Source organism: Actinomadura miaoliensis, from assembly GCF_039536785.1.
Lineage (GTDB): Bacteria > Actinomycetota > Actinomycetes > Streptosporangiales > Streptosporangiaceae > Spirillospora > Spirillospora miaoliensis.
In genome coordinates this window covers 147,444-160,088 of record NZ_BAAAZG010000052.1, presented here as the reverse complement: position 1 = coordinate 160,088, position 12,645 = coordinate 147,444, and the positions used below count along the sequence as shown (strand labels likewise).

Genomic DNA, 12,645 nt, shown 5'->3' with positions numbered 1-12,645 from the left:
CCACCCGCGGGCCCTACCATCCGCCGTGATGGAGCCTGAAGATCAGATGGACCTGCTCGCGGAGATCCACGCCGCGCTCGCCCAGGTGAACGCCTCCGTGCAGGCCGCACACGTGCCCGTGGACATGCTGGACGTCCTCGTCGCCACGGGCGAGGCCGAACGGGCCGAAGTCCTCGCCGAACGCGCGGGGGCGCGGGCGTGCCGGACGGTCATCGTCGCCCTGTGGCGGCACGGCGAGCGGGAGCGGGCACGGCGCCTGCTGGCCCGGACCGTCTTCCCGGCGGTGGGCCCGCACTCGCCTCTCCACGAGCTGGTGAGGGACCTGCTCGGCGCCGGAGCCGCGGACGAGGCGCGCGCCGCCGTCGACGCCTGCCTCGGCGACGACTCGTGGGCGCGCGCGGAGATCGCGGCCGAGTTCGTCCGCCACGGGCACCCGGACGAGGGCCTGGACATCCTGGCCGGTCACCGGGACTTCTCCGGCCAGGTCGTGCGGGCCTTGATCGAGGCCGGGCGGCCCGGTGAGGCGGAGGAGACGGCCCGCCGTGGCGGCGCGCCCCTCGGCGAGATCGCCCTCGCCTTCGCCGACCACGGCGATCCGGCCCGCGCGGACGAGTTCGCCCTGCTCGCCGACGCCGAGCCCGCAGGCGGGCCCACCCGGGAGAGAGACGACATGGGCGCGTGCGCGGCGCTGACCAGGGTGGGCCGCTTCGACGCCGCCGTGGCCCGGCTGGCGAAGCTGGCGCGCACCCCGGGGAACCTCAACCTGCGTCCGATGGCGAAGGCGCACGACTGGGCCGGGATCCTGTGGGGCGAGTACTCCGGGTGGGCCCCGCACTCCCCGCGCCGGTACGCCGCCGCCGCAATGGCCGACGAGGCGATCCGCGCCGGGACCGAGGACCGGCTGCTGGCCGCCGCCCCGGGCTGCGACCTGCTCCGCGCCGCCGTGGCGATCGCCTTCGCCCAGTCGGGCGACGACCGTGCCGCCCGGCGCCACCTGGCCCTGGTGACCTCCGTCGAAGGCCGGGTGGAGGGACGCCTCGCGCTCGCCGAGGCGCTGACCGGAACCGACCCCGCGGTGGCCGCCGAAGCGGCAGTCCAAGCCCTGGAGATCGTCGACGACGCCGCGCAGGGCCGGTCCGGCTCCCGCACCGAACCGTACGAGTGGAGGACCATCCGGGCGGGCGTGTGCGAGGAGACGGCGGTCCTGCTGGCTCGCGCGGGCCGGCCTGACGACGCCCTGCGCGTGGCGGACGGCCTCCCGGCGAACGTCCTCGGCGGCGCCGCCGCGTTCCGCCGCCTGGCCGAGGCGCTCGGCAGGCGGGTCGGCGAGCCGGGAAGCCCGCTGGGCCCCGTCCCCCGCGAACCCGCCGACGCGGCGGAGGCCGTGGACGCCGTCACCGCCACGGGCCCCGCGCACGGCGACGTGGTCGTCCAGGCCGTCCTGCGCACCCGGACCGACGAAGAGATCGACGCCCTCCTCCCCTCCTTTGCCGGATGCTGGGACCGCGCCGCCGACCAGACGCGCGCCGCGCGGGGCCTGCTGGACGCGGGCCGGACCGAGGCGGCCCGCCGGGTCGCCCTCCACCTGGTGGCGAGCGAGCCGCCGGGGCCGTCCGGCATCCGCCGCCGCCTCACCCCTCCCGCCGCCGTCCGCCTGGCCCTGGACGGTGACCTCGACGGCGCCGTCGCCCTCGCCCGCGCCGACCCGCACGTCCTAGTCGCCATGGTCGTGTCGCTGCTGGACGCCGGTTCCGTGGACGCCGCGCGCCGCGTCATCGCCGACCACCCGTCCATCGCGAGCGACCTCGCGGGCCGGCTGGAGCATCACGGCCTGTTCGAGTACCTGCCCCTCGTCGGTTTCCCGGCCGCCGACCCGAACCCCGACGTCGGGAACGGCGAACGCCACACCGCCGAACTGCTGCGCGCCCCCGACGGCGCCGCCGAGTTCACCGACGAGATCCTGAACGTCGACCCGGACGTCCTCATCCGCCGCCTCCTCCGCGCCGGGAAGTTCAGGACCGCCCTGAACGTCGCCACCATCCCCGACCACGAACTCACCTACGACGGGTTGGTCCCGACGTCCCTGCGCGTGAGCTGGCGGATCCGCGTCGCCACCGCCGCCCACGAACGCGCGCCGTCGCTGGCCGCGTGGGCCCTGGACGTCGCCGAGACCACCTACCGGAACGCCCGCCACGACGACGCCGCCGTCCTCGCCGAGATCGCCGCCTTCCCCGGCTGGCCTCGGGACCGGGCCCTGGCCCTCTTCCGCGACGCCCTGGCCCTCACCCGGCACGGCACACACGAGCTGTTCCTGTCCGTCCTGGACAGATCCGTGCCGCTGCTGGCCCGCCACGGCGTCCTCCACGCCCTCCTCACCGAGTGAACGCCAGCAGGAGTGCGGCGGTCCGCGGGGGGTCTTCGAGCATGGGCGAGTGGCCGACGTCGGGGAGCAGCTCGACTCTCGCGCCCGGGACGGCGCGGTAGGCGGCGGCGGACGAGGGGCGCCATCTCCGGTCCTCCGCGCCGAAGATCACCAGCAGCGGCTTGCCGACGGCGGTCAGCCGAGCGGGGAGCGTGCGCCGCTCCAGGTAGTCGTCCACCGCCCGGGACGTCGTGGTGAGCGCGTGGTAGGTCATGCCGCGCACGTCGTCGACGAGCTGCGGCGGGGCCTCGTAGCCGGGGCGGCTGAACGCGGTGCTCAACCCCTGGCGGAGGATCCGGTCGGTCCGCAACCGCCACAGCAGTTGCCCGACGACGGGGACGAACAGGAGTCCGCCGACGGGACCGTCCGAGATGAAGGCGTCCAGACTGGGTCCGGAGTCGATGAGTGCGAGGGCGGTCACCAGGTCGCGCCGTTGCTCGGCGAGAGCGGTGGCGACCGAACCGCCGGTGGAGTGGCCGACCACCACGGCGTGCTTCACGCCGAGCCGGTCCAGTGCCTGGCCGACCCGGCGTCCCTGTTCCGGGATCGCATAGCCACCGCCGGAGGGTTTGGCCGACCGGCCGTGCCCGAGCAGGTCGATCCGGATGACGCGATGGGACTTCGCGAGCATCGGAACCAGCGGGTCCCACCAGCGGGTCGACCCGGCGAGCCCGTGGATCAGCACCAGTGCCGGGGCGTCGCGGGGACCGTCCTGACGCACGTGGACGGTTCCGCCGTCGAGAGGCAGGAGCGAATCTCCCGTGGCCTCGGCGTCATGCCGCGACACCACGACCGCGTTCGTCAGGAGCAACCCGACGACGGCGAGGAGAGCGGCCGACGCGATGACGTAGCGCTTCCTTGGAAGGTTCATGGCGCCACTGTCGCCGTCCCCGCGCCCCGGCGGCTTGAACGAATGTTCCGGTCAGTCGGCCCCGCTTAGCATGTGGGAATGCGGTCCGCCGCGCACGAAGCGCCTGTGTGGGACGTCGCGCGCCCCGCGCGGCCCAGCCGGGTGGCCGGTGTCAGCATGGCCGGGTTCCGTGACCGTGGCAGGGCCCCGGCCAGCCACCGGGTGATCCCGCATCCGGGCGTGACGCTGGCTGTGGAGTTCGGCGACGGCCCGCTCATCGTGGACGACGCCGCCGGACGGCAGCGGCGAGGAAGTCTCGTCGCCGGGGTCGGGTTCGGCTCAGCGCTGCGGGTGCGGGGCGAGTACTTCGAGGCCGTGCAGGTGCGCCTGTCCCCGCTGGTCGCACGCGCCGTGCTGGGCGTCTCCCCCGCCGAACTGGACGGCGCCGTGGTGGCGCTCGACGACCTGTGGGGCCGGGAGGCGTCACGTATCCGCGAGCAACTGAGCGAGGTGCCCTCGTGGGAGGACCGCTTCGCGTTGACGGACGCGTTGCTCGCCCGCCGGCGTGGGACGGGGGCGTCCGTGGACCCGGAGGTGGCCTGGGCCTGGCGACGGATCGTCTCCAGCCGTGGCCTGGTTCGGGTCGACGGCCTGGCGGACGAGGTCGGATGGAGCCGCAAGCGCCTGTGGTCCCGGTTCCGGTCGCAGATCGGCCTGCCGCCCAAACGCGCCGCGAAGCTGGTCCGCTTCGACCATGCCGCCCACCGCCTGGCCGCGGGCGACGGCGCGGCCCGGGTCGCGGCGGAGAGCGGCTACGCCGACCAGTCCCACCTGCACCGCGACGTCGTGGCGTTCACCGGAGTGACTCCGGCGACCGTCGCCGGGGAGCCATGGCTGGCGATCGACGACTTCGCCTGGCCCGGCCGGTGAACCCTCGCCCACGCCCCCACGCACGCTGTCCCCCTTGGGGAAAATCTTCTGCCCGCACCATCCGGCGAAGCTAGCCTCTCGCCATGAGCTGGGACGAAGGACGCCTGCTGGCCTTGGAGATCGACGCGACATATGGCCTTGCGCCGGCCCCGGACGCCCCCCGAGCTGTCCTGCGCGATCCTTCGGTGCTCGCGGTGTGGGCGTGGTCCCCTCGGGCGCGTTTCCTGGCACTCGCGCCCGGACTCACGCTTCCCGGCCCCATCGACGGCACGGAGCAGGAATACAGCCCCGGCCGGCCACCCCACGCACTCGACCGCCTGGCCGCATCTCTCGGCGCCCGGACGGTGTCCGTCGAGGGCGGCCCGTGTTTCGTCTTCCCAGACCGTCTCACCGTCCCGGCCCCAGACCCGTTGCCCATCATCGTCTCCACGACCGACGGCCGGCGCACCGCTCAGCACCTGCTTCGGCCCGGCAACTGGCAGCCCGGCGAGTGGGACGAACTGATCAACGGCCGCATGGGTGAGTGGGCCATGGCCCTGCACGGCCGGGAGCCGGTGTCCATATGCTTCACACCCGCATCGAACACCGCCGCCGCGGAGGCAGGCGTCTGGACCCGCCCCGACTTCCGCGGCAAGCACCTCGCCCCGGCCGTGGTAGCGGCCTGGGCCCAGCGCGAGCGTCACAACAAGGAGGTGCTCTTCTACAGCACCACCTCTGCCAACCACGCGTCCCGGTCGGTCGCCCGCACCCTTGGCCTCACCCCACTGGGCTGGATCTGGACCGCACGTTGAAGAACAAGCTGTGAGCCTGTCTCAACCGCTGACCTGCGAAGTGTCGCCCCAGCGCGCCAACCGCCGGAGCAGCAGGGCCAGCCGCTGTTCGTGGTGTTCGCGTGGGAGGCGGCCGCCGCGCGTCAGCGTCACGAGCCCGTGCAGTCCGCTCCACAGCACCTCGGCGAGCAGGTCGACCTCGTCGTCTTCGGCGACGGGCCGGACGACCTGGCGCAACTCGTCGAAGCCGGCGTGCAGGGCGGGCGGCGCGTCGGGCGTGGCGAACGGCAGGCTCACCGACTGGTTGAACATCGCGTCGTAGAGCGCCGGACGCCGCTCGGCGAACGCGATGTAGGCCGCGGCGACGTCGGCGAGGGCCTGCTCCGGAGCGCTCGCCGACTCACGGGCGGCGCGCATCTCGGCGGCGAGGTCGGCGAAGCCCTCCACCGCGACCGCCGCCATGATCGCGTCCTTGCCCTTGAAGTGGCTGTAGAGCACCGGCTGGCTGTACTCGACGCGTTCGGCCAGCCGGCGGGTCGTCACCGCCTCCCATCCGTCGGCCTCGGCCATCTCGCGAGCCGCCGTGACGATCAGCCGCTCCCGCTCCGCTCGCTCCCGCTCCCGGCGTGCCTGTATCGACATGCCCTCGATTCTAGCATCGCTAGCTATTTTTGCCGCCGCTATGCTAGCTTCGATCTCGTTCCTAGCACTGCTAGCAATCGGAGCCCCTCATGCTCACTCCCACCGCGTACGGCCTGGCCATCCTGCTGAACCTGCTCGTCGCGTTCATCGGCGCCCGGTTCCTGCTGCAGCCGGTACCCGCGGCCGCCGGTTACGGCGTGCCGTCCCAGCCCAGCGCCTACCTCACCGTCAAGGGCCTGCGCGACCTCGGCTACGGCGTCCTCGGCCTGGCCCTGCTGGCCTTCGCCGGCGCCCACGCGGCGGGCTGGTTCATGCTCGTCGTGGCGCTGAACCCGCTGGGCGACACCCTGATCGTGCTGCGCAACGGCGGCACCAGGGCGGTCGCGTTCGGCATCCACTTCGCGACCGCCATGGTCGTCCTCATCAGCGCCGCCCTGCTGTTCGCCCTCTAGAAACCGAACCCACGAAGGAGCCGAAATGTCGCCGCCCGGCGACCAGGTAGCGACCGCCGAACGCGGCCACCTGGTCGCCGCACCCGCGGCCTGCCTTACGGGCTCGCCGCCACTCCCCGACACGACGCCGACATCCGCCGCTTGCGCAGGGCCAACCAAGATGAACCAGAAGGCATGACGGCCGCTCTCCTCAAGGGCGCTGTTTGCGGTTGCGTCGCGACGGTCCTCCGAAGCATCCGCGCGGAAGCGGCCTCCCCAGCCGAAAACCGGGCGGCAATGCCAGCGAGCGAGTCCCGCTGCCGATGGACGGCGAGCCGCAGTCCGCGCGGTGGACCCCCTCTGGCCTCACTTTCCAGCGAGAAGTGGCCCCCCGGTGAAGCGGATTCATGTTCGGGTGGAACTTGGCCCCGCCGGGCTTGCTTGTCTATCCGTCGTCCAGAGCGACGACCGCCTGTGAGAAGTCTCCGTCGCGAAGCGCCTGCCTGGGGATCAGGAAGTGCAGGGAACCTCCCTCGGCGAACTCCCACTCGCCGAGGTTGCTGGAGAGCCGGAGAAGGTGGGTGTACTCGCCCCGGAGGTCCGGGAGCGGATCGCCCGGCTGTACCGAGGGTGGCCAACCGAAGGCTTGGTCCAGGTCGCCCGACGTCGGGTAGTGCTCGCCCGGGAAGTCTCCGGCGAACAGGTCGGTCACCTTCTCGCTCGGGTCGCAGATGCTCGCGAGATCAGGGCCCGGGTCGAGGCCAAAGCCTTCGATGAAATCCTCCAGCGTCGCGCCCCACCACGGGTCGGGCAGCGTCATGCACGGTTCGGCGTGCAGCGGAACCATCGCGAATGAGTCATCGCCGGGTGGCCTGACCTCGATGGCTCTCGCCGGGTCCGCAGGGACGATCTGACAGACCTCGAGATGGTCGATGCCGAAAAAGTTGAGCAGACCTGGCCGAATGGGCAGTTCGTCCGCGAGCCACGGCGCGAGTTCGTCGGTGTCGAGCACCGCGAACAGGTTGAGCGGCTGGTCGTCGTCGTGCGGCCACGGCGTTCCCGGGTCCAGGAGAGCCGGGCCGCCCAGTCGACTGCGTCCCGCCGCCGGACGGGAATCGCTGGCCGGGCAGAGCCCGAACCCGGGTCTGGCCAGCGCGGCCAGCTGAGGGCCCAGGTGCTCACCGAGGAACTCCACGCACACCGCGCGGATGAAGGTGATCTCCGACTGGTGATCCATCCACGGTATCCCAGCACATTCCTCCCAGCCAGGGGACCGGGATTTGTGGGACGAGGTCGAACACGCCTACGTGCAGTGGCTGAAGTGGGGACGGCCGGACATCACCCGGTTCGGGCTGACCGTCACCCCGAGGCGCACATGGTGTGGCTCGACGACCCCAGCAACGTCATCTGACCGGCACCGCCCCGGCTTCCGCTGGGCGCTGGGCTTGGCGGGGGCAGCCTTGCCGGCCTGCTCACCAGCAGGCGACGCCTCACGGGCCGTAGCGGCCTTACCCGCCAGGGCTGAGACGATCGCCGCCGACCTCACCGCCGCGGCCCACGGTGTGCACCTGTCGCACGGCGCGCCAGCCGACCGGACGGACACGGCCTTGGGAGCCGGCGCCGACCCGCTGGCAGTGCACGGCCTCGCGACGGCGGTGGCCCTCGCCGACGCGGGCCGGTTGCGGGTGCATTCGGTCGCCGAGATCGGCCATGCCCTTGCCCGCCCGCCTTGCGGCCCGGCTGGTGCGGCGGACGAGCCCGCCGGAGGCTCGGTGGTGTGTCAGACGGCGGCCGTCAGATTCCGTAGTTCGCGCACCGGGGCCAGATGCTGCGCCTTGGCGGGAACCGCGTCCAGGACACGACGCCCGGCCACGCGCACCCGAAGCACCCGCCGCTCGACCGGGAGGGCTTTGATGATCTCCACGGCCTCATTGCACGCACTTTTTGGATCACTGCGGGCATGTAGCAGCGCACCGTGAAGACGCACCTGGAAGGTCGCGTACTCGTTGGGGCGATCAAAACGCAGCGCGGCCTCCTGGGCCTCGGTGGCGCGCTTTTCGTCGCCGACGAGCGAGTACACCAAGCTCTGCTCATGACGCAGGATGTCCTCACGGGAAGGCGTGGGAGACGACAGCCGCTCGAAGACGTCCTCGGCCTGTCGCATGGCAGCCACCGCCTCCTTGTCTCTCCCCATCAGGGCGAGCAACTCGGCCTTGCCGCTGAGCGACGCCATGCGCTCATAGCTTGGACGGGGGCCCGCGAACTGGAGCGCCTTCTCGGTGAGATCCAGCAGATCCGTGAGGTCCTCGCGGCTGTCCGTGGCGCGCTGGTTCGCCTCCCACTCACGTGTGAGGGCGGAGAGCAGGTCACTCTCTGACCGGTCGGCGAGTTCACGTGCTGTAAGCCACCATCGGTGCGACTGACGGCGGTTGCCGAGTTGCAGCCACGTCCCGGCGATGAGGTACGCATGGCGGGCCGCGACATACGAAAGGTCGCGCTGGACACCGTCGGGCTGGCGGCGCTCCAGATGCTCGGCGATCTCGGCCCACTCGTCCGCCAGACCGGTCAGTGCGACCTCGGGGGGATCGATGCGGAAGCTGAGCGCGTGGACGTCGTAGGCGGAGCCCCAGTCGTCGATCATTGATCGGGAAACGCTCGCGCCGGGGAGTTTGGGCTCGGAAAGCTGCCATGCCTGGGTGAGGGCCGCCAGAACGGGAGTGACGGCGGCACCAGCGGTGACCTTCGCGCCGTCCTGCAGGAGATCACGTCGCTTCACTGGACCTTGCTCCTTATCGGAGGCTGGGGGACCTGCTTTCAAGGTACGCCTGTAGGCGGCGATTTCCTGCCGGAGCTGTTCGATCTGGCGGCGGACCTCGAACAGGCAGCCGTCGGCGTTGATCGACTTGTCGAGCGCGTAGGCCATATCCACGGACGGAAGGCGTTCGCCATTTTTGATCATCGAGATGTACGGCTCGGTGCAGTCGGCGGTACGAGCGATCACTTTGTTCGGACGGTCGCCCGCGAGATGCGAGAACACGCGCGCGTAGATCCGCTTGCAGATCATCATCGTGGCGTCGTCGAGCCGGTCGTCCATGTCGGCCTCCATGGATGCCGTGCGGCAAGCGCCTCCCGCTCACCTTCCGTTAAGTCATCGTCACTCACGATAACCACGATTGCCCCGCGAGCGTGTGCGCTTGTGAAAGAAGAGTGCGATCCTTGTCGGTCTAGGTCTAACCTAGGGCTCCTAGTTTCTATTTAATATCTCTAGGGAGGGGTGCGGGCATGGCTCGGGCCGGGTTGACGGCGGAGCGGGTGACGCTCGCCGGTGCCGAACTGGCGGACGAGGTCGGGCTCGATCACGTGACCATGTCGGCGGTGGCGCGACGCCTCGGGGTGAAGGACGCGAGCCTGTACGCGCACGTGCGCAGCCTGGAGGACCTGCGCGGGCGGATCGCGCTGCTGGCGGCGGACGAGAAGACCATCCGCATCGCCGAGGCCACCGCCGGGCGGGCGGGGAAGGACGCGCTGGTGGCGTACGCGAACGCCTACCGGGCGTACGCCCACGACCACCCGGGCCGGTACACGGCGACGCAGATCCCGATGCGCATCGATCCCGAGCTCGCGGCCGAGGCGCCCGGGCCGCGACGTGCGGTCGAGCTGACCTACGGCATGCTGCGCGCCTACGCGCTGGACGAGCCCGGCCTGACCGACGCGGTGCGGCTGGTGCGCAGCACGCTTCACGGCTTCGTCAGCCTTGAGGCCGCGGGCGGATTCGCGCACGCGCGCCCGGTGGAGGACTCCTGGACGAGCTGCCTCGACGCCCTGCACACCTCGCTGAAGCATTGGCCCACACGCCGTGAAGGAGACCCATCGTGAGTACCCCGACCATCGGCCGCCTGCGCGTGGACGGCGCGACCCTGCACTACGAGGTGCGCGGAGAGGGCCCGCTGCTGCTGCTGATTCCCGGCGGCGCGGGCGGCGCGGCCTCCTTCGACGGTGTCGCCGACGCGCTGGCCGCCGACCACACGGTCGCGTCCTACGATCCACGCGGCCTGTCGCGCAGCCCGCTGGACGACCCGCAGGCGCGACAGCGGGTCGCGCAGCATGCCGACGACGCGTTCCGGCTGCTGGAGCTGCTGTCTCCGGACGCGCCCGCCCGCGTGGCCGGCTGCAGCTCGGGTGCGATCGTCGCGCTGCACATGCTCACCGCCCGCCCCGAGCGGATCGAAAGGGTCGTGGCGCACGAGCCGCCGGTGGTGGAGGTGCTGCCGGACGCCGCCGAGCACCGCGCCCTGCTCGCCCGCGTCCAGGAGACGTTGCGCCGGGACGGCCTGATGCCCGCCGTGGCCGAGTTCGCGGCGGGCCTGCGACGCCCCGGCGCCGATCCCGTCCCCGCCCAGGCGGCCACCGAGCTACCGCCCCAGGCGAGGGCACGGGCGGAGCGAACGATGGCGAACATGCCGTACTTCCTCGGGCGCATCGTGCCGAGCTTCATGGCCTATGTCCCGGACCTGGATCGCCTGGAGGCCCTGTCGGACCGGCTCGTGCTCGCGGCCGGGACGGACTCACACGGTGAACTGCCCTACCGTCCCGCCGCCTTCCTGGCCGAACGGTTCGGCACCGGGCTCGTCCACTTCCCCGGCGGGCACACCGGTCTCACCACCCACCCCGCCGAGTTCGGCAACCTGCTCCGCAAGGTCCTGACCACCTGAACTCCAGAAGCCGCCCCTGCAGCTCCGTATGGGTGGCCTCGTACCCGAAAGACTTGGCGGCGGCGCCAACGAGCACGGCGAATTTCCGACGGCGCTCCACACACCCCACACCGAGGCAGATGCTGCGCCTTGGCGGGAACCGCGTCCAGGCCACGACGCCCGGCCACGCGCACCCGAGGCACCCGCCGCTTGACCGGGATGGCTTTGAGATCTTCGCGGCCTCATAACACGCTGGATCGCTGCGGGCGTGTAGCAGCGCACCGGTGAAGACCCACCTGGAAGGTCGCGTACTCGTTGGGGCGATCAAAACGCAGCGCGGCCTCCTGAGGCTCGGTGGCGCGGCGCACGGCAGGACGCACCAACCGTTCGCGCTTACCGGCGCTTGGTAGAAGCTGGGCTCTTGATCGCATCCCTGTGCTCAGGATCGACTGCTTCCTTCCTTGGCGGCGTCGATACGATCGCAGACGGGGGCTTCGCTAGTCGCCTAGCGAGGCCCTGTCCGATTGTGGACGAGATGCACGATTCTTCTCATCTTGCAGCCTGGTTACCGTGGTCAGGAGTTGATATGTCCTCACAACAGTTCGAACCCCCCTCCGGCACTCGGGACTTTCTCGCCGATGCCCTACGGAGGCGTGAACGCGTTTTCGCGCGGATTCGCGAGGTATTTGAGCGATATGGGTTCGAACCGTTGCAAACACCGGCGTTCGAGCGCCTGGAGACCCTTACCGGAAAATACGGCGACGAAGGCGACAAACTGATCTTCAAGATCCTGCGTCGTGGCGAGCACGAGGCCACCGGCGAAGCCGACCTGGCCTTGCGCTACGACATGACGGTCCCGCTGGCGCGCGTGGTCGCCACCTATGGCTCCAAGCTCCCCACGCCCTACAAGCGGTATGCCATGGGCCCGGTGTGGCGCGCGGACCGTCCCGGCAAGGGCCGGTTCCGTGAGTTCGCGCAGTGTGACGTGGACGTGGTCGGCTCTTCCTCGCCGCTGGCAGATGCGGAGACCGTGTGCGCGCTCAGCGACGCGTTGGACGCGGTCGGGGTGCGGGACTTCACGGTGCTGGTCAACTCACGCCAGGCGCTGGCCGGGTTGCTGGAGGTCTACGGCGTCCCGTCCGACCTCGGCGGCGGAGTGCTGATCACCCTGGACAAGCTCGACAAGCTGTCGCCCGACAAGGTGGCCGCCGAACTGGTCGACGCCCGCTCACTCGCCCCCGGCACCGCCGAGAAACTGGTGGCCGATCTGACCGCCTTCGACGCGGTGGAGCGCATGCGCAGCGCGCTGGCGGTGAGCGAGGCCGGACGGGCCGGGCTGGACGAGATCGGCCGGCTCCTGGATCTGGCCGCACCGAAGGTCGGCAAGGACCGGATGGCGTTCACCCCCAGCCTGGTGCGCGGCCTGGACTACTACACCGGCGTCATCTTCGAGATCGTGGCCGAGGGCATGCCCGGATCCATCGCCAGCGGCGGCCGCTACGACCACCTGATCGAGGCTTTGGGCGGCCCGGACGTCCCGGCCTGCGGCGGCTCCCTGGGCGTTGAACGCATCATCGGCCTGCTGGGCCATACCACCGATGACAGCGACCGCACCGACGTCGCTGTGACGGTCATCGGCCCGGACACGGCCGCCGAGACCATGGGTTTTGCCGCACGGCTGCGCGACGCGGGGCTGCGCACCGAGGTCTATCTGGCGTCCAGCCGCAAGCTGGCCAAGCAGCTCAAGTGGGCCGCCGACCGCAAGGCGCGCTTCACGCTGATCTACGGGGTGGCCGACAAGGAAGCAGGCGTCGTCACGGTGCGGGACATGGACACGGGCGAGCAATCCCAGGTCCCGCCCGAAGAGCTTGTAACGCATCTCGCCGGGAGGTGCGAGACGTCGCGGTAA

Annotated in this window: 11 protein-coding genes and 1 pseudogene; 8 read left to right on the top strand and 4 right to left on the bottom strand. The window is 71.2% G+C overall.

Annotated features, from left to right (window positions below):
- Window positions 1-28 precede the first annotated feature (28 nt).
- On the top strand, window positions 29-2,383 hold the full coding sequence (locus ABD811_RS33465; RefSeq protein WP_344955784.1) for a hypothetical protein: 2,355 nt from the start codon (window positions 29-31) through the stop codon (window positions 2,381-2,383).
- Here ABD811_RS33465 and ABD811_RS33460 read toward each other — a convergent pair.
- Entirely contained in the window at window positions 2,373-3,293 is a 921-nt protein-coding gene (locus ABD811_RS33460; protein WP_344955782.1) for an alpha/beta fold hydrolase, read from the bottom strand. The two genes, ABD811_RS33465 and ABD811_RS33460, sit on opposite strands and share 11 nt — an antisense overlap.
- Before the next feature lie 219 nt (window positions 3,294-3,512).
- Between ABD811_RS33460 and ABD811_RS33455 the strand changes: the two genes are divergently transcribed.
- Both ABD811_RS33455 and ABD811_RS33450 read left to right on the top strand, forming a co-directional pair.
- Complete coding sequence (locus tag ABD811_RS33455; protein WP_344955781.1) at window positions 3,513-4,202, top strand: AraC family transcriptional regulator; 690 nt, start codon at window positions 3,513-3,515, stop codon at window positions 4,200-4,202.
- Window positions 4,203-4,285: 83 nt separating this feature from the next.
- Window positions 4,286-4,993, top strand: a complete 708-nt coding sequence (locus ABD811_RS33450) for a GNAT family N-acetyltransferase (RefSeq protein ID WP_344955779.1) — start codon at window positions 4,286-4,288, stop codon at window positions 4,991-4,993.
- 21 nt (window positions 4,994-5,014) lie between these two features.
- Here the strand turns inward: ABD811_RS33450 and ABD811_RS33445 are convergent, their stop codons facing one another.
- Window positions 5,015-5,614, bottom strand: coding sequence for a TetR/AcrR family transcriptional regulator (locus ABD811_RS33445; protein ID WP_344955778.1), 600 nt, complete (start codon window positions 5,612-5,614; stop codon window positions 5,015-5,017).
- An 89-nt stretch (window positions 5,615-5,703) separates the two neighbouring features.
- On the opposite strand from ABD811_RS33445, the gene ABD811_RS33440 reads away from it, so the two are divergent.
- On the top strand, window positions 5,704-6,066 hold the full coding sequence (locus ABD811_RS33440; protein ID WP_344955776.1) for a DUF4267 domain-containing protein: 363 nt from the start codon (window positions 5,704-5,706) through the stop codon (window positions 6,064-6,066).
- A gap of 424 nt (window positions 6,067-6,490) precedes the next feature.
- Here ABD811_RS33440 and ABD811_RS33435 read toward each other — a convergent pair whose 3' ends face one another.
- The gene (locus ABD811_RS33435; protein ID WP_344955775.1) at window positions 6,491-7,282 is read right to left on the bottom strand and encodes a DUF1963 domain-containing protein; all 792 of its coding nucleotides are present in this window, start codon (window positions 7,280-7,282) and stop codon (window positions 6,491-6,493) included.
- A gap of 211 nt (window positions 7,283-7,493) precedes the next feature.
- On the opposite strand from ABD811_RS33435, the pseudogene ABD811_RS33430 reads away from it, so the two are divergent.
- Window positions 7,494-7,733, top strand: a pseudogene (locus tag ABD811_RS33430) (NADP-dependent oxidoreductase); the annotation flags it as partial.
- Window positions 7,734-7,825: 92 nt separating this feature from the next.
- On the opposite strand, the gene ABD811_RS33425 reads toward ABD811_RS33430, so the two are convergent.
- Window positions 7,826-9,139, bottom strand: a complete 1,314-nt coding sequence (locus ABD811_RS33425; protein WP_344955772.1) for a hypothetical protein — start codon at window positions 9,137-9,139, stop codon at window positions 7,826-7,828.
- Window positions 9,140-9,327: 188 nt separating this feature from the next.
- Here ABD811_RS33425 and ABD811_RS33420 point away from each other — a divergent pair, with 188 nt between their 5' ends.
- The 3 genes from ABD811_RS33420 (at window position 9,328) to hisS (ending at window position 12,645) form a co-directional block, all read left to right on the top strand.
- Window positions 9,328-9,921 carry a TetR/AcrR family transcriptional regulator gene (locus ABD811_RS33420; RefSeq protein ID WP_344955771.1) on the top strand — a complete coding sequence of 198 codons (594 nt, stop codon included), beginning with the start codon at window positions 9,328-9,330 and terminating at the stop codon, window positions 9,919-9,921.
- Entirely contained in the window at window positions 9,918-10,757 is an 840-nt protein-coding gene (locus ABD811_RS33415; protein WP_344955770.1) for an alpha/beta fold hydrolase, read from the top strand. The genes ABD811_RS33420 and ABD811_RS33415 overlap by 4 nt, the downstream gene beginning before the upstream one ends.
- A gap of 565 nt (window positions 10,758-11,322) precedes the next feature.
- Window positions 11,323-12,645, top strand: a complete 1,323-nt coding sequence (hisS, locus tag ABD811_RS33410) for a histidine--tRNA ligase (RefSeq protein ID WP_344955768.1) — start codon at window positions 11,323-11,325, stop codon at window positions 12,643-12,645.